This is a genomic window from Streptomyces sp. NPDC043878, from assembly GCF_056435735.1.
On sequence record NZ_JBWKDW010000004.1, the window covers coordinates 266061 to 285372 of the forward strand.

A 19312-nucleotide genomic window follows, 5' to 3' on the forward strand; every position below is an offset into this window, starting at 1 on the left:
CACCGGTGGTCAGACTTCACGTCGCGGAGGGCGCGTGAAGGACGGCCTCTGGGAGAAGAAGTTCAGCCGCTCCTGAACATCACGGAAGTTCGCTTGCGTCACTTCGCCGGTGATCGACAGGAGTAGCTGGTCCGAGGACTTCGGGCCGTCCAGATAGCCGTCGAGAGGTCCCGCGACCACCACGGGACGATCGTGTGTCTGCGAGCGCGTCGGGTCCGCGGACGCCGCAGTGTCCCGCATCTTCTGCACGGTCCTGACCGCGTCGGGCGCCCCCGTCAAGGACTTCGTCTGCGTCCCGCCGAGATTGTTCCGCGGAAGGTGCAGGTGCATGTCTCGCCACGAGAAGATGAAGACGCGCAGATCGGCGACATGGCGCCTCAGCCGGGCAATGCCGCTCTCATCGAGGGCGGTGTCCTCCAGAGCCATGACCTGCTGCGCGAACTGTTCATACAGATCCGTGAACAGGTGGAATCGCATGGCGACGGAATGACTGCCGCTCGTCATCCCCAGATTCTCGCGGATCTGGTGGTAATCGAACGTACTCAGATTGTCCACGATCGGCGGCAACGACGCCTCGATCGCGGGATACAACGACGCGGCGCCGTCGAGCAGTTCGAGCGCGCGAGCGTCATCGCCGTCGCGCAGTGCCTTGGTCGCCAATTCAAGCCGATCGTTGATCTCCCTGACCAAGAGCTCGGGAATCTGATGCAATGCGCGGAACTGCGTGAAGTAGGTGTCACCGATCAGGTGATGTTCGTGGACGGCATGATGCAGATGGGAGGAGGCGAGCGCTGCCTCCAGCGTCTCTGCTGGCTGGGGGTGAACCGCGCGAGCCAGATTCGTGGCCCACACGCGCGCGTCGTGATTCACGACGCGCACGCAGTGAAGAATCGCATACGCGCTGTCGGTCAACGACGCCTCAGAGATGACGGTCCTGACGTCCAGCTCCCCCCGGTCGACGAACTCGGCCAAGGAGCCGTCGAACGACTCCAGCGCACTCGTGAACTCGGTGAAAGCAGGCGTGTCCTGGAGTGGCCATCGCGGCGCGGTCACTGGCCAGTTGCTGCTGATGCGCAAGGCGTCGCCGCTCAACCGCACCAGCAGCCGATGGAAGCTCCGGGCCCACATCAGCTTGATCGCACATGCATCGACATCCCCCGATGCCAGATCTGCGCCGGCGCGCGTGAGGAGATCGGCCACGTTGTACATGGCGATTTCCGATGACTGATAGAGCCCGATGAGCAAGGCCTCGGGTGTGGCGCCCGGAACCGTCATGGTCGCACGAGCCGCCTCGATGGCGCCGATGCTCTGCAACTCGTGATAGTTCTCCGCTATGACGCCGCGGTCATTCTTGATTTTGTCCGACTCCATCAGATCATCTGACATCTGAAATCCTCCTCATAGACGACGAACTGCAACGCACGAGAAGCCCGCGCTTTGCAGGGTTGAGAACTCTTCGATGGCACGTCATGTCCGACGCGCCGGCGCTTCGTCCACGACATCGCGAAGCGACTGCGGCCTCATATCCGTCCACTCACGTTCGATGAAAGCGAGGCACGGCTCCCTCCCGTCCGGCCCGAGGACGCGCTTCCATCCCGGCGGCCTGTCGGCGAAGGCGGGCCATAGTGAGTACTGCCCCTCATTGTTGACCAGGACAAGAAATTGCGCCTCGTCATCTTCGAACGGATTGCTGCTCATCCTCTACCCCCTGCCATCCCTGATCCTCTCGGCCAAGAACGACAGAACGGCCGCTTTTACACCTGGATCGAGCACCAAGCCGTCTCGGTCCGTCGGGATTTCGACGACTTCCTCCGAGCGGCTTCCCACCCAACCCGCCACCGGATGCGAATTCGAAATCAGTTGGAGTACATCCCCGCCCCAATACGGCCACTGAGCATTATGAGCGGCAATCAGATAGACCAGCCAGTCGGAGAACCATTCAGCGAAGATCCCGACATCCCTGGCGACGCCGGGGCCCTCTCCGTCGGGGTGCTGTTGCGCACCGATCGACGTCATCGAGTCGTGGATCTCCCGGGCGATCTCGCGAGGCCGAGAGAGCAGTTCGTCATCGGGGAGTGCGCGTGTCACATCGTCGGCGACGTCGGCGCCCACCATCTGGGCGATACGTCGCAGGGCTGTCCCCCACTGCTCTCGGATCGCCTCGCCCGTTGACGGCTCACCGTCCAGGACCACGAGGGGCACCTCGTAGCGAGGGGTCGAAAACCTCGCCGCCACCTCCTGCGCGATCGACCCGGCCATGCAGTAGGTCACGACCGCCGCCACCTCGGAACCCGCGCCGGTGTGCGGTTCGATGAGCGCGGACGCGTAGCCTGCGGCGTCGAAGGCGCGGATATAGGGCGGCTTCAGGATCTCGACCACCCGGAACCCATGGTCCTCCAAGCGAAGCGCGGTCAACGGCGGCTCGGACCTCAAGCCCACGTAGTCGACGACGAGGATGGTCCGTCGACTGGTGGACGTGCGTTCTTGACTGTCGCCCACCGACGTCACCGAGGGCCCTTCGCGTCGCTGACGATCCGGGTCAACGCCGTGATGCAGGCACTCGTCATCGCCTCAAGGTCCACGTTCGTCCACAAGTGAGCGCTGGCCGAGCCTTCCACCCGCATCGCACCGCGGCTCGCCTCGTGAACGACTTCGATCAGGAGGGGCAGACTCGTCGCGTCCACAATGCGGGTTTCATCGATCCAGACCTCCGGGCGCTTCCCGAACTCGACGTAGTTGAAGGCTCCGTCGAAAAGCGCATGCCCGGCCATTTCCCTGATCTTCAGATACGGGAAGTTCCCGAAGGCGGTGATCTGGCGTTCGGCGTCGAAGACCCGCCGCACCAGTTCCGTACCCGTGGCGTCTGCACGACAGTGCAGCGGAAGCAGGTTCAGGAAGAGTCCCATCACCCGCTCCGCCCCGAGCACGGGTGGGCGCCCGTTGATGACCACCCCCGTCGACGGGGCATCCACGGCATGGATCTCACCCCACGCCACGAGGTGGGCGGCCAGTGTGAAGCTCTTGACGGGAAGTCCCGTATGCGCCGCGGCGCGCACGAGGTCGGCTACAACCTCGGGGTCGACGTCAGCGCGAGTACGCACCGTCTGGCCGCCGACAGGCCGCGGGCGTGCCCGGGGCAGGGACGCGGCATAGGCCGACCAGAACTTTTGGGCATCGGGCGAGGTCAGGGCCTCCCGTTCGCGTCGGACCAGCTCATCCATGCCGGCTACGGTGGGCGGCAGATCCGGGACCGCTCCCCGCAGTATCGACGCATAGCCGGTCATGAGCTCCGAGGCGAACACCGTCTCGCTCCAGCCATCCATGATGGCGTGGTGGAATCCGTAGGTGAGCCAGAACGAGCTGTCGTCCGGCACTGAGACGCAGACTCGGAGAAGCGGCGCCGTGGTGAACGCGAATTCCTGGCCGGCGCACGCGACATCGTCGGCGAGATCGACTTCATGCCGGCCGGTCCGTGCGTCGTGCACGTGGACGGGGATCGTCGCCGACGCCTCCGTTACGCGCATCACCTCGTCGTAGTCGGTCAGATTGAATCCGGTCCGCAGGGTTTCGTGCCGGGCTGTGAGGATGTCGAGCGCGGAGCGCAGAGCGGTCTCATCGAACGGAAGCCGGACGCGATGGGACACCACGTCCAGGTACACCGCACCCGACCGCAGTTCGGACTCGAAGAGGAGGCCTTGCTGCAAGAGGCTGGCCGGGCCGATCCGCGGGCCGTCCGCCACCAGCTCGGACGCAATGGCCGGTGCCGAGGAGAGCGAATTTCCGTCGGGCGCATCCTCGACCGCTGACACCACCTGACTGAGCTCCCTGATCGTCGGGCTTCCCAGCATGTCGACGAGGGTGGCGACGATCCCGCGCGACTCGGCATCAACGATGGCTCGAACCGCGAGCATGGAGTTACCGCCCAGAGCAAAAAAGTTGTCGTCGGGCCCGATCGACTCGGTCTCGAGGACGTCGGCCCATACCTGAGACAAGACGCGCTGTATGTCCGTCAGGCTGAGGTCGACGGCGCCATTGGATTCAGGGTTCATATCCATCCTTCGTCACTGCATCCGCAGGGGAAGCTTCGAATACCCACTGAGCAGGTTCGAATAAATGGGGAGCGGTTCGCCGCTCAGTTCCATCTCGCGCACTTCCTCGCGCATCGTCTGCAGCAGGGCTGCCACCTCGATCTTCGCCAGATAGGCACCGATACAGAAGTGCGGACCATGGGACAACGTCACGTGGCGGTTGGGCGCCCGCGTCACGTCGAAGCTCGCAGGATCGCCGAACTCCTCCTCATCGAAATTGGCCGATGACAGCCAGGCGATGATGAGGTCGCCCTCGACGATGTCACGCGCGCCCAGCGTCACCGACGCGCCGGCCGTGCGCCCCACGTGCATGACCGGTGTGCTCCATCGGAGCACTTCGTTGACCGCCGCATCGATGGGCGTCCCTGACTTCAACAGCGTCCATTGATCGGGACGACGGACGAGCTCCAGAACCCCGCTGATCATGGCGAGTCGCGTCGTCTCATCTCCGCCGAGGATCAGGCTGTAGCAGTTGTAGATGATCTCCTCAGACCGGAGACTCCGGCCGTCGATGGTCCCGTCGATGAGCACATCCATCAGCGGCGACCTCGAGGACGACGGCTGACGAGAGCAGTAGGCGACGAAGCGGGTGAAGTAGAGCAGGATTTCGCTCTTGGAACGCAAGTTCTCCTCGGCCGCGTGCTCCTCGGTGTCCGAGCTGAGGGCCGAACTCGCGTGGCGCAGGATGAACGCCCGGTCCGATGCTGGAATGCCGAACAGATCACAGATGGCCATGAGAGGGATATGGGCCGCCACGTCATGCGCGAACTCGCACGACCCGTCGGCGACCGCTCGACGAATCAGGTCGCGGGTGTTGGCCCGGACGCGGTCGGCCGTGTGACTCAGGGCCTCGGGCGTAAGGGCCCTCCACAGCAGCTTGCGAATCGCGGCATGGCGCGGACCGTCCGAGACCGCGAGCATCTGTTGGGCCGCCGTATCACCACCCGCGAGCAGGGTGTTCAGCACGTTTCCCCGGCCGGATACGAACACATCGGCCGATCTGCACACCTGCACGACGTCGGAGTATCTGCTCACGTTCCAAAATCCCGGAACGCCATCGCGGGCAGGCTGCCACGCCACCGGGTCATGGCGCCGGAGCTGCCGAAGGTGGTCGTGCGCGGCTGTACCCGCGTGGAATCCTGGATCGGCGAGGTCCGCTGCCGGCTCCACGGGCGTGGTGAAGGTCATGTCGCTCCCGCCAAATCTGCATGGCCATTCATATGTCAGCCAACTCCCGCGCTGTCACGGCGGATTCGGTGCCGTCCATGGCAAGTCGATAGACGACGTGGTCGAGGAGCCTGTCGACCTGCTTCAGCATCTCTTCGTGGGTCTTCGAGTACCCGGAGATGACATCGAGCGGATTGGTCATGACGTCCAGGTCCAACAGATCGCCCTTCTGGTAGTAGGGCGTGTATTGCGAGATTCCCTCGAGAGCGGTGACCGTGGCCGCATTGGCGTTCGCCACCAACCGGGCCCGCCTCCGCGGGGCTGGCGTGTTGTATTGCCAATACACCCCGGGAGGGGGACTGAACATCGACGGCATCGGATCCCCTCCGAGCGCGATGGTCCCCGCGATCTCGATCGGCGATGGGACGCCGGTGCGTCGCGCGAGCTCGTGGATGTGGCCGCCGAGCCGACCGTTGATCTCGATGATGCGAGGTCCGTCGGGTGTCAATTTGATCTCGGTATGCGTCACGCCCCGACGCACGTCCAACGCGGCAAGGCCGGCGGTCGCGAGGTTCAATGACGCGCGCCGGATGTCCTCGTCCAGCAAGGCGGGCCAGAACTGTCCGACCTCTCGGAACGGAGCCGCGAGGGCGAACTTGCCGGTCACCGCCAGATGCGTGACGCGCCCGTCCACGACGGCACTCTCGATCGAGATGTAGTCCCCGATCCCGGCCGGCATCTCACGACCGACCAGCAGTTCTTCGATGACCAGCCCCGCCGGGAGATACCTGTCGAGGATCGCGTCGACGAGCTGCCCGCCCCGGTCCGGGTGAGTGATCACATGTGTATCCCGACTCGCCCCACCTCGGGCCGGCTTCAGGATGACCGGCGCGTCGAATTCCGCCATCGCCGCCGCGACGTCGGCGCGGCTCTGAATGCGACGGGTCATGGTCGCGTCCACACCGCGTTCGCGCAGGCGCAGCCGCTGCCGGTGCTTGTCCTTGAGGCATCCCAAAGTCGGTTCCAGATGATAGGAGAGACCCAGATGCCTCGCGAGCTCGGCGGTGGGTTCCACCATGTCCTCGCTGAACGTCACGATGCCCGCGGCAGTGAACGTCCGCAAGCGATCCGCGGACTGGCTCGCCGAGGGCCCGAGAACCACCGACTCGCCCAGCCTCTCCACCACGTTGAGGGCCCGCTCACCATGTTCCGACGGGGCAACGGCGAACACCGGCCGCGCGATGGCGGACAGCCCGGCGTAAGCCTCGAGCGGGTTTACCGCGCCCTTGTCGTAGACGACGATCAGCTTCTTCATACGTCCGCGGTCTCCAGAGCGCTTACAAATGCGCCGAAGGTGCTGTTCTTGAGCAGTAGCTTCACCGGCACCTTGCGGCCGAGGAGGCCGCTGAGGCGTGCGCAGAGGCGCAGCGCCTTCAGGCTGGTGCCGCCCGTCTGGAAGAAGTTGTCGGTCTCCGCCGGGACGGCTCCGTTCAGGATCTCCGTCCAAGCGGTAGTCGCGTGTTCCCGGGTGCGGCTGACGATTTCGTCGGTCAACGTGTCTCCCTCGAGAGGGCAACCGGCAGGCGGTCGATACCCCACATGAAATTGGATCTCATACGCTCCACCGGGCCGGTGATCGCCATATGCCCCACCCGTTCCGCCAGCACCTGCAGCAGCACCTTCAGCTCGACCCGGGCCAGAGGCGCTCCCAGGCAGAAATGCGGCCCTATCCCGAACGTGAGGTGCCGGTTGGGTGTACGTCCGAGGTCGAATCGGTCCGGGTCGGGGAAGACGCTCTCATCCCGGTTTGCCGAGGCGTTCCACAACACCACGGCTTCGCCGGCACGAACGTGCTGCCCGCCGACCTCCACGTCCTGCGTGGCGACGCGCATGACGTGCAGGGCGGGACTGGTGTAGCGGAGCACTTCGTCGACTGCGGACTCGATGTCGACCTCGCCCGCCTTCAGACGCTGCCACTCCTCTGGGTTCTCGATGAGCGCGATCAGCCCGGCGGACGAGCCATGGCGGGTCGTCTCGTTGGCGCCGGTGACGAGTCCGTCACAATTGAGCAGAATTTCTTCGTTGGTGAGCTTGCGTCCGCCCATGTCGCCCCGGATCAGCGCGCTGACCACGTCGTCCCCGGGATTGCGTCGGCGCTCTTCCACGAGATCCGTGTAGTAGAGGAAGATCTCCGCGTGGGCTTCGGTTTTCCGCAGCTGGTCCATAGGGCACCCACTGGAGGTTCCTACGGATGCACCGAACGCCTGGCTGGTCAGCTCGATCATCGTTGAGCGTTCCGCCTGCGGCACGTTCATGATGTCGCAGATGATCGCCGCGGGCAGGACTGCGGCGATCTCGTCGACGAAGTCGACGCTGTCTTTCTCCAGCGCCTGCTCGACCAGCGGCTCGATCACCCGGCGCATGGATTCCTCGAGCGTAGCCACCACCCGGGGCACGAATGCCGAGCTCATCAGCTTGCGCAGGCGAGGGTGGACGGGTGGGTCACTGACAATCAGCATCTTGCCGGCCGCCGCCTTGACCGCGGCTGGGTCGGAGTCGACCCGCATGCCCAACTCGGAGGTGAAAGAAGTGGTGTTGCGGTAGACCTGGAGGGCTGGCTCGTACGACATTACGGACCAGAATCCGGGGCCGGCTGCGTGCTCGGTCCAGACGACAGGTGTCGTGGCACGGAGGTGTGCCCAAACGGCGATCGGATCGCCGGACTCGTAAAGGCCGGGGTCCGCGACATCGATGATGGACACAGCTCAGGCTCCCTTCCGGACAGCAAAGGCCTCGTAGATCTCGGTGCCGCCCAACAGCGCGTCCTGCTCGAGAGCGACCGCGAACCCGTGCTTCCGCAGCAGTGAGGTGAAGCTTTCGAGCGCACCGTCGATGTCGTGGACTTCGGCAACGACTTGGCGAACCTTCGGCCAGTCCTCGTCCGCCAGGCCGCGTAGCACCTCCAGCTCGCTCTTCTCGACGTCGATCTTCAGGAGATCGATCGAGGCAATGCCGCGCTCGGCGATCACCTCGGACAGGGTCCGCACCGGACATTCGATGGCCTGCGCCGTGTGCCGGCCGCTGACCATGTCGTCGACGTCCTCGTCGTCGAGCCCACTGCGCATCAGGAAGGTGCGCATCAGGGCCGACTCGGCCTCCGGGTCGGCGTGGAAGCCCGACATCGACGTCGAATCCGGGTAATAGGTCAAGGTGGCGGCACCCGAATGATCGGAGAGCGCGCAGGGCGTCGCATGCCCCTGGATGCCATGCAGGGAAAAGTTCTCCTGCAGCGCCGCATACGGAATGGGCGCCGGCTCGAAGGCATGAAAGGTCAGCCCCCGGCATTCTAGATGCAGAAACAACGAGGCCATGCCGATATTTGCGCCGACATCGAGTACCGTATCCCCGGGATTGAGTGATATTGCGTGCTGAATATAGCAGCGCTCGACAAATATGTCTCGGTACAGCAGGGCGGTCTCCCCTGCGTTGACATGGCTCACCGTCAGCCCATTGGGGAGTTTCATCTCTTCCATTACCGCGACCCTTCTAGGGAAATAGCCTGGACTAGCCAACCCCTTAGGCCACGGAAGAGCCGAGAGCTTCTCGAAGACTCAGTGGTCTTATGTCCGTCCAGACAGCGTCCACGTGACGCATGCATTCCTCTTCTGTGCCGGCGTACCCAGCCTCCTGCCATCCCTTGGGAATGGGCAGGTCAGCGGGGTGCAGTCCGTACTGTTGCTCCGAGTTGACGAGAACGGTCCAGGCGAGAATGGTGAGGTCGGCCATGAGTCGCTCCAGTGACTGAGGGGAGGAACATGCGAATCCAGAGTGGACTCCAAGTGGCGCCGACGGCCGCTCTCGCAGCGAAGTCGAGCTCGACGAGAACGCGCTGCAATCACTTTCACCGCATAAGAGAGTGAGCGCATACCTGGCCTAGATGCATTGGCCAAACAATATGAGCCAGACGAAAAGAAGTCCACCCTTTATTTTCGGCCGAACAATATGAGCCAGACGCCAGGAAGTCCACCCTTGATTTTGCGCGGTAGAGATGATGCACTGCGAACCGATCCAGCGCTCACGCCTTCAGGACAGCCGCCGAAGTCCGCAGCAACTACACAACTTCCATACTCCGCCGCCAAGTGGACTTTCCCGACATCTCTCGCGCGTAGGAGGCGCACAGCTGAGCGCTTACGAAAAAGTTCCTTTCACTCAGTGACGGAAGTGGGTTTCAGGCAATGACTGCACAGCAGGATGTCGTGGATACCAGAGCGTCTGGCGATGAACAAACAACAGCCGGAGCTCCCTTCAATCCCGCAGCAGCAGTTGCCGTACACGCTTGCAGGACCCCTGGAACTGTGGCTGTGCGTGCGTATGACGGCACCTACACCTTCGGGGAGCTGAACGGGCGGGCGGACGCGATCGCTGCCGAACTGCTGCGCCTGGGTGTGGGCCCGGAGACGGCCGTGGGAGCGCATCTCGACCGGTCGCGCGATCTGGTTGCCACGCTCATCGGCACTTGGCGCGCAGGCGCCGCGTTCGTAGCGCTCGACCCGGGGCATCCGAACGCCCGACTGTCCGCCCTGGTCCAGGACGCCGGCGTCGCAGCGGTCGTGTCCCTCGACAAGGCCGCATTCGCGGACAGCCAGGTCACACACATCGACCCGGCAGTCGCCGGCGCGTCGCCGTCAGCCGTTCCGCCCGGCCCGCTGTCCCCGCATTCCATGGCCTACATCGTCTACACCTCGGGCACGACGGGGGCTCCCAAAGGGGTCAGCATCACCTACGGAAACATCACCAACCTACTCACGGCCGTAGACACCCTGGCGCCGGACGAAGGCCTGGAGGGCGGCAATGTACTGGCCCCCTCCTTCGACGGCTGGCTCTGGTCCACGCTCATCCCCCTGGTGAACGGGCGAGGCGTTGTGCTCTCGGACCCGCGGGACGAGGGCGGCTCACTCCTGAGTGGCGAGGTGGCCTTCGTGACGGCCACCCCCTCTCTTCTCGCCGTCAACGAACCACCGGCACCGGCGGCAGGCCTGCGGGTCGTGGTCTCTGCGGGTGAGGCATGCGCGCCCGACCTCGCGGCCCGCTGGGCGCGTGGACGGCGGTTCGTCAACGCCTACGGACCGACCGAGACGACGATCTGCGCGACATGGGCGGATACCTACGCCGGTGACGACCCGTCCACCATCGGCCGCCCGCTGCCCAACTACCGCGTTCAGGTCCTGGACGAACGGCTGCGACCGGTTGCGCCTGGGGATGTCGGTGAACTGTTCATCTCCGGTGCCGGTGTAGGCCGCGGCTATCTGAATCGGCCCGGCCTCACAGCCGCGCGCTTCCTTCCCGACCCGTCGGGCGATGGCGAGCGGATGTACCGCACCGGCGACCTCGTGCGCAGCCGTCCCGACGGAGCACTCGAATACGTCGGGCGGACCGACGGCCAGCTCAAGATCCGGGGCTTTCGCGTGGAGCCCGGCGAGGTCGAGAGTGCCGCGCGGGCATTGCCGGACGTGCGGACCGCCGTGGCCTTCACCGCATCTGTGGCCAGTGGCTCCGTGCTGGCCTTGGCTGTGGTCCCCGAGGCCGATCAAGTGTTGGAGCCCGAAACGATAAGGGCCGCACTCCGGGCGGAACTGCCCGGACACCTGGTGCCCTCCCGGATTCTGCGTCTGGACCACATCCCCCGGACCGTCGCGGGCAAGGCCGATCTGACTCAGCTGGCGCAGCTGGTTCAGGAGAGTGACCAGACGATGCCGGCGCACGGCCTCGACACGCCGACACAGGAACTCGTCGCCAAGGTCTGGACGTCCGTGCTTGAGGCGCCGGTCGAAAGCGCTGACGCGGACTTCTTCGAGCTCGGCGGCCATTCACTGATCGCCACGCGCGTTGTCGCCATGCTCCGCGACCGCTTCGGCGTGCGCCTGACGATGCGCCAGCTGTTCGCCTCCCGCACCGTCAGAGCGCTGGCGGCCGAGCTCGACGATCTGGTCGCCGCCCAGTCCGCCGACGCCTGATCACGTCGACACCTGATCCTCCGCCGACACGCAGACCTCAGCCCCAGGAGCCTCTCATCTCAGCTCGCTACACGAGCCCCTCCGGCTCTACGCCGACCGTGTCGACTGCGGGCACCAGGAGCGCGGCGCGGCTGCCGGGTTCCTACTTGCTGTGGCTGGCCGGCGTTCTGGCGTCCCTTGCCGGGGACGCGGTCTTCTACTTCGCGATCGGCTGGGCTGCGAGCGCGAGTGGTGGCGCGGTCGCAGGACTGGCCCTGAGCGCCATCACCCTGCCGAGGGTGCTTCTGCTCCTCATCGGCGGCGCGGTCAGCGACCGATTCAGCGCGCGTCGCGTCCTGATCGCAGGTGACGCGGCCATGCTGGTCTTCTCCCTCATCCTGGCTGCCGTCGCCTACCGCCTCGGAGCCTCGCCCGCCGTGCTCATCGTGGCCGGCGTCGTGGTCGGCGTCATCGACGCGTTCTACCTTCCCGCCTCCGGCTCCATGCCGCGCCGCCTGGTGGGCAAGGAGCAGTTGCCCCGTGCGCTCTCCCTGCGCCAGGTGGGCGGTCAGGTGGTCAACATGGGAGGTGGGCCGCTGGGCGGCATTGTGGTCGGCCTGGCGGGGCTGGCAGGGGCCGCCCTGGTGAACGCCGTGACGTTCGCGCTCGTGCTGGCGGTACTGATCGCCGTCCGTCCTCGGCACGAGCCACCTCCCGCGCCGAGGACGGGCCATCTGGTCAAGGACGCCTGGGACGGTGTGAGCGTCGCCTTCGCACACCCGGTCCTGCGTCCGGCGCTGCTGATGACCGGTGCCGCCGCGGGCTTCCTGCTGCCGGTCCTTCCCCTGCTGCTCCCGCTCCTGGCGCGCGAGCAGCACTGGGACGCGAGTGCCGCCGGGCTGGCGATCGGAGCGCAGGGGGTCGGTATGGTCGCCGTCACGCTCCTGGTCCTGCGCCGCGGAGCGCTGGGCCGCCCCGGGCTCCTCGCCGCATGCGGCCTCATCGTGGCCGGTGCCGGTGTCCTGGGCATGGCGCTCTCACCCAGTGCGGGAGTTGTTCTCGTGGCCGGCTTCGGAGTCGGCATCGGCAACGGCCTCTTCGCCGCACACATCATGCCCCTGGTCCTCGCGGTGACACCCGACAGTCACCTTTCGCGCATCCAGGCGGTGCTCGTTCTCGTCCAGAGCCTCGCCCTGCTGCTCATGAACAACGTGCTGGGCAACCTGGCCGAATTCAGCAGTGCGGTGACGGCCCTCACCATCTGCGCTGCCGTGATCGTCGCCGTCGGGCTGCTGGGACTGGCCTCGGGCCCGCTGCGCAACAACCGCGCGGGGCTGGATGCGGCCCCGGCCTGAGCCACGATGCGCCGTACCTTGGAGAGAGACATGCGTGACACCGGTGATCCAGTTACTCTGTCTGCAACGCAGGAACGTCTTTGGGTCGTGGACCAGCTGGCCCCGGAGGGCAGCTACAACGTCCCCTTGTGTTTCCGGCTCACAGGGGCGCTCGACGACACCGCTCTGCACCGGGCGGCGCAGTCGGTGACGCGACGCCACGGCGCCCTTCGCACGCGCTTCGACGACACCATGGGTGTGCCCTCGGGGAGACTGACACCGCCGGAGGACGTCCGGGTCGACGTGGGACAAGCCGAAGCAGACGGCCGAGGCAGTGCCCTGGACAGGCTTCTGTACGACGCGGCGATACGGCCGTTCGATCTGAGCAGGGGGCCCTTGCTGCGCCTGCAGGTCGTGCATTTGCCGGGGGCGGTCCATATGGTGCTCGTCGTCGTCCACCACGGCGCTTTCGACGGACTGTCCGGCCCCATCCTGACCAGGGAGCTCTGGCACCTCTATGACGCCTACGCCTCCGGGAAGGACCCGGCTCTGCCTGAGCCGTCCGCCGCCTACGGCGACTTCGCCCGGCTGCAGCGTGACTGGCTTGACGGCGCCGACGCGGCTGAACAGCTGACCTACTGGACACAGCGGCTTCTCGATCCGCCCGCACCACTGCACTTCACCGCACCGGACCTGCGTCCCGCCTTCCCTGACGAACTCTCCCGGGGGGTGGTCGAGTTCGATTTTTCGCTCGAGGCCGTGCAGGCCACCGCGCGGGCCTGCGCCGACCTGGGAGCCACCCCGTTCATGGTGCTGCTGGCCTCGTTCGCCGCGTCGCTGGCACGCCGCACCGGCACTCAGGACTTGATCATTGGCACGCCGGTCACCGAACGCCCGGCAAAGGAGTTCGAGGCCGTCATCGGTCCCTTCGACAACACGCTGCTGATCCGTCTCGACACGGAACCCACCGTTACCGCCGGACAGTTCGTGGAACAGGTCAGCGACGTCATGGTTCAGGCCCTGCTCCACAAGGACATACCGTTCCAGCACGTGGTCCGCTCCGCCGCTCCGGCCCGTGGTGAGTCCGCCGCACCGGCGCTGTGCAACGTGGCGTTCTCCGTGGAGGAACGGCCCCAGGACCCGGGGGCGGTGCACGGAGCCGTGGTAAGCGCGGACCCCTGGCTCTTCGTCCCGCCGGCCCGTTTCGACCTCACTCTGATGGTCGAGCTGTCCGAAGGCTGCTTCACGGGACGTTTCTACTTCGACCCCGAGCGGGTGGGTGAGTCCGCGCTGCGGGCGCTGGCCGAAGACCTGGCGGCGATGCCGGTCCTGTTCGCGCGTGAGCCGGATTCTCCGCTGTTTCCCGCCGGCAGGCAGTCGGGCAACGCACCTCATGAGCAGAAGGGATCTTCATGAGCACGGCGAACGCCGATGCCCTTGGCCAGAGCCTGAACAAGTGGTTGTGGGAACCACGGCCGACCGCAACGGGACCGCGCGCGACACTGGCCATCCTGCCGCACGCCGGCGGGCTGGCCCAGGGATACGCAAAGTGGGCCCGGTGGTTCCCCGACGATGTGCGGATCGTCGCTGTGCAGTATCCCGGTCGCGGCCCCCGCTTCGCGGAGCGCGCCGCCCTCTCGATGGCCGAGCTCGCCGACCCGGTGGCCGAAGCCCTCGCAGCGGAGGAGGAGCTTCACGTCTTCGGCCACAGTCTCGGCGCCATGCTCGGCTTCGAGGTGTGCTGGCGCCTAGCCCGCATGGGACGGCCGGTCAGGGCCTTCTTCCCCTCCGCCGCTCCCGCCTCGCACATCCGGCGTGACGTCCTCGTCCCGGACGGCGAACCGACCGACGCGGAACTCATCGAGGCTCTGGTGGACCGCGGCGGAATGGACCCGGAAGCCTTCGAACACCCCGAACTCATGGAACTGGTCCTCGAAACGCTGCGTGCCGACCGCCGGATCTCGCTGTCGTACCGCTACGGGGAACAGCACCGCACGCTGGACTGTCCCGTCGTGGCCTTCGGCGGCACCACCGATAACGCCGTCGTCCCAGCGGACGTCGCGCGGTGGGCGGAACTGACGACGGGCCCCGGCGAGGTACACCTTCTGGAAGGCGGCCACTTCTACGTCAACGATCATATGGCGCCGGTGACCGCCCGTATCCGCCGGCAGATCGCGCTGTGAGCAGTCGCGCGCACTCGACCCCACGGCTGACACCCGACCATCCGAGCTGACCGTTCGGGTCGCTCCCCAACAACTCCAGGACCATGACGAACCAGCCTTTCACCCTCGTTTGTCTCCCCTTCGCCGGCAGCGGAGCGTCGTTTTACCGCGCCTGGCCGCCGGTTCCCTTCGGCGGCCAGGCCCGCGTCCTGGCCATTCAGTTTCCCGGGCGGGAAGAGCTGTTCGGAGAGGAGCCCTTCGACGACGTCCGGTCGGCCGGGGCAGCCCTCGTCCCAGACGTACTCGACGGAGCCGATCCCGACGCGCCCCTGGTTCTGTTCGGGCACAGCCTGGGCGCAGTGGTCGCGTACGAGATGGCGCGCGTCTTCGAACGATCACACCCCGGCCGCCTGAGCCACCTCTACGTGAGCGGATCCCCCGGGCCGCGGGGTGGCCGCACCGAGCGGGCCACCGGTCTCGACGACGAGGAATTCCTCGCCCGTGTCCACGAGTTCGCCGGGTACCGCCACGAGGCGTTCGACGTGCCGGAACTACGTGAAATCCTCCTGCCCGTTCTGCGCGCCGACGTCGCCATGCACGAGAACTACCGGCCGGCCGACGGCGAACCGCTGGCCGCGCCGATCACCGCGCTGCGCGGCGCCGACGACCTCCTGGTGTCCGCTCGGCAGTCGCGTGAGTGGGCGACCTGCACCCGAGGTGCCTTCGCCTACCAGGAACTCCCCGGCAGCCACATGTACCTGGCCGAAAGCCCTGATCCGCTCCTGCGCGTCCTGTCCAGCACACGGCTCTGAGGGGGACGGCACATGAGACTCACGGGCAAGACAGCGCTGATCACCGGCGCAGCACGCGGCCTGGGACGCGACTGCGCCCTCAGATTCGCCGCGGAGGGCGCCGATCTGGTGCTCCTCGACATCGGACGGGACATCGACGGTGTCCCGTACGCCCTCGGTTCGCAGGCTCAACTGGACTTCACGGCCCAGGAATGCGAACGGACCGGTGCCTGCGCCGTCGCCGTCACGGCCGACGTGCGCAGTCAGGACGACTGTCAGGCAGGTGTCACCGCCGCCCTGGAACGCTTCGGGCGCCTGGACGTCCTTGTCAACAACGCGGGCATCGCCGCGCCTTCGGGAAAGCTCATGGAGGACATCACCGAGCCGGAGTGGTCGCTCATGATCGACGTCGACCTCACGGGCGCCTGGCGCATGATGAAGGCGGCACTTCCCCATATGGCCGGGCAGCGTTCGGGCAGCATCGTCAACGTCTCCTCCACCGCGGGCCTGGTCGGGTACCGGCGCTTCGCCGGATACGTCGCGGCCAAACACGGACTGATCGGCCTGACCAAGGCCGCGGCACTGGACTACGCGCCCGCGCAGGTTCGTGTGAACGCCCTCTGCCCGGGATCGGTGCACGACGCCCCGGCGCGAGAGGGCCGCATGCTGTCCGAGATCGCACGGTCGCTGGACGTGTCCGTGGCGGAACACGAAACGATCTTCGTTCGTGACCAGCCCATGAACGCCCTGATCGACCCCGCCGATGTCTCCCACGCCGCCCTGTGGCTCGCGAGCGACGAATCCCGCCAGGTCACCGGCACCGTCCTCACGGTCGACGGCGGCTTCACGGCTCGCTGACGGTACCCACTCCCACTCACCATTGCACCGGCGGAGGACCGTTCATGACCATACGCGCGATCACGGATACCGTGCCGCTCCAGCCGGCTGCGGCATGCCACAGCCTCGTTGTCAGGCTCGCGCTCGGCTTCGAAGCCGAGCGCACACGCGAACGGCTCGCCGAAGCCGAGATGCAGACCGTGTACGGCGGGGCGAACCTCTGGACCACCCGCGTGCACGCGCGGGTGGCGGCACCCGAGGCACAGCGCAGACGAGCTGCCGAGGCGGCGCGTCCGATCCGCGCAGGAGTCGCTCCGCTGCGTGTGGTGCTGCTGCGCTACGACGACGCGCACGATCTCATTCTGGTGGCGGATCGTTCCCGCGTGCCGTTTCCGAGCCTGCGCCGGGCCGCCGCCGTGCTGACATCTCTGCTGACGTCCGAAGACGCCGACTCTGGTGCGGTCCTGGCCTGCGACATGCTCCCGGAGTCTGCCCCGGACTCCGGGCGAGGGGACGCCCTTCGGCCCGCATGGGGACTCCCCGACCATCACGACGCATCCCCGACCGGCTGGACCTCGCTGAACCTCTCGCTGGAGAGCGCAGTCGACAGGACGTCCCTCACCGGGGCCACGGCGCTGACCGTGGCTCGGTACAGCGGAGAGGAGACCGTCCGGCTCGGCACCCTGGACCCCGCCGAACATCCGGAGCCGCGCGTCATCACCCTCACGACGCATGAGGGCCGTCACGACGTGTCCGACCTGCTCGCCCGCGCCGCAGCCCGCCCCGAGGAACGAACGGATCACGAACCTCTGCCGAGTGTGGGCATCATCCACACCAAGGAGGGCCGAGAAGACTACGAGCCCACACTGGGGCCGCTGTTCCCCCTCACCCTCCGCGTCACCGAACGGGCTGACGGAACGCTGGACGCCAGCTGCCGATTCGAAGAGGCAGCCGTCTCCCGCACCGTCGCCGAACAGTTCTGCTCCTATCTGGCCGGGGTCGCCACGCAGCTGAGCTCGGGGACAGGACGGCGGCTGCTCACCGAGGTCGACCCCCTGACCGGTGATACCGCACGCGACATCCTCGCCCTGGGGGGACTGGGCATCACAGCTCCCCCGTCGGATTGGGCGATTCACCAGCGCTTCGCGGAGATCGCCCGGGCGTCGCCTCATGCCACGTGCCTGACGGCCGGCTCCGCCCGGCTGACCTACCAGGAGCTCGACAGCCGTGCCGGGATCTGCGCGGCCGGACTCCGCGACCTGGGAGTCGCTCCCGGCGACCTCGTGGGTGTGTGCCTCGAACGCGACGCAGACCTCGTCGTGGTTCTGCTGGCCGTCCTCAAGGCCGGTGCCGCCTACGTCCCGATGGATACCCGACACCCGGTCGAACGCCTGCGATACACGGCTGCGGACGCGGGCCTGTGCGTCGTCGTCACGACGCTGGACACGTTTCCAGCACCGGACGGAGCGGTGGTGGTGAGCCCCGCCGATGTGGCCGAACGAGGCACCGCCGCGCCGTCGCCCGAGCTGGAGCCCTCGGCCAGCGACGCGGCGGGCACGGCGTACGTGATCTACACCTCGGGTTCGACGGGACGTCCCAAGGGCGTCGTCGTGCCGCACCGCAACGTCATTGCCCTGGTGGAGGCTACGACAGCTGATCTCCACCTCGGCCCGGACGACACCTGGACCCTCTTCCACTCAAGCGCCTTCGACTTCTCGGTCTGGGAAATGTGGGGATGCCTGCTCACCGGTGGACGTCTGGTGGTGGTGCCGTACTGGGTGACACGGGACACCGACGAATTCTGCGAGCTTGTTCTCACCGAGCGGGTCACGGTGCTGAACCAGACGCCCTCGGCGTTCTCCCAGCTCCTCCACGCGGGCAGGTTGCAGGAACGCGATACGGCGCTCCGGCTGATCATCTTCGGCGGAGAACCGCTCGACACCGGGATGCTGGGAGCCTGGTACGCCCGCCGTTCGCCCGCGCACTGCCGGCTCGTGAACATGTTCGGGATCACTGAGACCACTGTGCATGTCACCTCCCACACCGTGACACCGAAGGATGTCGCCTCCGGGTCCCGTTCGGTCGGCAGGCCTCTGCCCGGTTGGCACGTGTCCGTCCGCGACATGCACGGCCGGCTCCTCCCCCCGGGGGCGATCGGCGAACTCTGCGTAGGGGGCGCAGGAGTGGCCGACCGCTATCTCGGCAAGCCCGACCTCACCGCCGAGCGTTTCGTGCACGACCCTGTCACGGGCGAACTCATCTACCGAAGCGGAGATCAGGGGCGGATGCGGCTCGACGGCAGCTTCGACCACCTGGGCCGCTTGGACAATCAGGTCAAGGTGCGCGGCTACCGCATCGAGCTGGACGAAATCCGGGCCGCGTTGATCGACTCCAGCGGCGTTTCCGCAGCGGCTGTGGTCGTGCGTCAGGACGACCCGGCGAACCCGGCGAGCAGGCGGCTCGACGGCTACGTGGCCGCAGCGGACGACGCATTGGACCTGGACGCGGTGCAAGCCCGCCTCCGAGCCGTGCTGCCTGACTACATGGTCCCCTCCACCCTGACGAGGCTCAGCGAGATCCCTCTGACCATCAACGGCAAGCTCGACACCACCAGGCTGCCTGATCCTCGCGCTGCCGCCACTCGCCTCTCAGCGGTGCCCGCGGAAGGGGCACCGCAGACGGCTCGGGTCCCCCCTGCCGACCCGGCCGCAACCGTCCTTCGCGTCTGGAGCGCCCTCCTGAAGACCGAGGTCGGACCGGATGACAACTTCTTCAAGCTGGGCGGCAATTCGCTCATGGTTGTCCAAGCCCTCGCCGCGCTCCGCGCCGAAGGGCTGCCCAAGGTCTCACCCAGGGAGCTCTACAGGAACTCGACGGCCCGCCAGTTCATTTCCCTGGTGCAGCAGCTCACGGAAACCTCCCATTGATCGCGGACACCCG

Annotated in this window: 17 protein-coding genes; 7 read left to right on the forward strand and 10 right to left on the reverse strand. The window is 66.6% G+C overall.

All coding sequences use genetic code 11. The annotated features are described in order from the left end of the window. Positions 1 to 9: 9 nt before the first annotated feature. The 10 genes from AC07AZ_RS08860 to AC07AZ_RS08905 all read right to left on the reverse strand — a co-directional run bounded on the left by AC07AZ_RS08860 (position 10) and on the right by AC07AZ_RS08905 (position 9041). Positions 10 to 1386, reverse strand: coding sequence for a hypothetical protein (locus AC07AZ_RS08860; protein ID WP_478845296.1), 1377 nt, complete (start codon positions 1384 to 1386; stop codon positions 10 to 12). Between the two features lie 81 nt (positions 1387 to 1467). Continuing rightward, positions 1468 to 1698 (reverse strand): MbtH family protein, encoded by a 231-nt coding sequence (locus AC07AZ_RS08865; protein ID WP_478845298.1) that lies wholly within the window; start codon positions 1696 to 1698, stop codon positions 1468 to 1470. 3 nt (positions 1699 to 1701) lie between these two features. Continuing rightward, on the reverse strand, positions 1702 to 2508 hold the full coding sequence (locus tag AC07AZ_RS08870) for a hypothetical protein (RefSeq protein ID WP_478845300.1): 807 nt from the start codon (positions 2506 to 2508) through the stop codon (positions 1702 to 1704). Next, a complete protein-coding gene (locus tag AC07AZ_RS08875; protein ID WP_478845302.1) occupies positions 2505 to 4049 on the reverse strand; it encodes a condensation domain-containing protein in 1545 nt (514 codons plus the stop codon). The genes AC07AZ_RS08870 and AC07AZ_RS08875 overlap by 4 nt, the downstream gene beginning before the upstream one ends. Positions 4050 to 4061: 12 nt before the next feature. Beyond that, the gene (locus AC07AZ_RS08880) at positions 4062 to 5276 is read right to left on the reverse strand and encodes a cytochrome P450 (protein WP_478845304.1); all 1215 of its coding nucleotides are present in this window, start codon (positions 5274 to 5276) and stop codon (positions 4062 to 4064) included. A 28-nt stretch (positions 5277 to 5304) separates the two neighbouring features. Next, positions 5305 to 6570 carry an ATP-grasp domain-containing protein gene (locus AC07AZ_RS08885; RefSeq protein ID WP_478845306.1) on the reverse strand — a complete coding sequence of 422 codons (1266 nt, stop codon included), beginning with the start codon at positions 6568 to 6570 and terminating at the stop codon, positions 5305 to 5307. Further along, positions 6567 to 6809, reverse strand: a complete 243-nt coding sequence (locus AC07AZ_RS08890) for a phosphopantetheine-binding protein (protein WP_478845308.1) — start codon at positions 6807 to 6809, stop codon at positions 6567 to 6569. Before AC07AZ_RS08890 ends, AC07AZ_RS08885 begins: the two co-directional genes overlap by 4 nt. Next, a complete protein-coding gene (locus AC07AZ_RS08895) occupies positions 6806 to 8017 on the reverse strand; it encodes a cytochrome P450 (protein WP_478845310.1) in 1212 nt (403 codons plus the stop codon). The genes AC07AZ_RS08890 and AC07AZ_RS08895 overlap by 4 nt, the downstream gene beginning before the upstream one ends. 3 nt (positions 8018 to 8020) lie before the next feature. After that, positions 8021 to 8788: an FkbM family methyltransferase gene (locus AC07AZ_RS08900; RefSeq protein WP_478845312.1), complete on the reverse strand. Its 768-nt coding sequence runs from the start codon at positions 8786 to 8788 to the stop codon at positions 8021 to 8023. 43 nt (positions 8789 to 8831) lie between these two features. Next, positions 8832 to 9041, reverse strand: a complete 210-nt coding sequence (locus AC07AZ_RS08905; RefSeq protein ID WP_351992223.1) for an MbtH family protein — start codon at positions 9039 to 9041, stop codon at positions 8832 to 8834. Between the two features lie 449 nt (positions 9042 to 9490). Between AC07AZ_RS08905 and AC07AZ_RS08910 the strand changes: the two genes are divergently transcribed. From AC07AZ_RS08910 to AC07AZ_RS08940, 7 genes are all read left to right on the forward strand, one after another. Beyond that, a complete protein-coding gene (locus AC07AZ_RS08910; RefSeq protein WP_478845314.1) occupies positions 9491 to 11269 on the forward strand; it encodes a non-ribosomal peptide synthetase in 1779 nt (592 codons plus the stop codon). Between the two features lie 98 nt (positions 11270 to 11367). Then, a complete protein-coding gene (locus tag AC07AZ_RS08915; RefSeq protein WP_478845316.1) occupies positions 11368 to 12603 on the forward strand; it encodes an MFS transporter in 1236 nt (411 codons plus the stop codon). 30 nt (positions 12604 to 12633) lie between these two features. Continuing rightward, a complete protein-coding gene (locus AC07AZ_RS08920) occupies positions 12634 to 13998 on the forward strand; it encodes a condensation domain-containing protein (protein ID WP_478845318.1) in 1365 nt (454 codons plus the stop codon). Further along, positions 13995 to 14765, forward strand: a complete 771-nt coding sequence (locus AC07AZ_RS08925) for a thioesterase II family protein (RefSeq protein ID WP_478845320.1) — start codon at positions 13995 to 13997, stop codon at positions 14763 to 14765. Before AC07AZ_RS08920 ends, AC07AZ_RS08925 begins: the two co-directional genes overlap by 4 nt. Before the next feature lie 83 nt (positions 14766 to 14848). Then, the gene (locus tag AC07AZ_RS08930) at positions 14849 to 15556 is read left to right on the forward strand and encodes a thioesterase II family protein (RefSeq protein WP_478845322.1); all 708 of its coding nucleotides are present in this window, start codon (positions 14849 to 14851) and stop codon (positions 15554 to 15556) included. A gap of 12 nt (positions 15557 to 15568) precedes the next feature. After that, the gene (locus AC07AZ_RS08935; RefSeq protein ID WP_478845324.1) at positions 15569 to 16393 is read left to right on the forward strand and encodes a mycofactocin-coupled SDR family oxidoreductase; all 825 of its coding nucleotides are present in this window, start codon (positions 15569 to 15571) and stop codon (positions 16391 to 16393) included. Positions 16394 to 16437: 44 nt separating this feature from the next. Next, the gene (locus AC07AZ_RS08940) at positions 16438 to 19299 is read left to right on the forward strand and encodes a non-ribosomal peptide synthetase (protein WP_478845326.1); all 2862 of its coding nucleotides are present in this window, start codon (positions 16438 to 16440) and stop codon (positions 19297 to 19299) included. Positions 19300 to 19312: the final 13 nt, after the last annotated feature.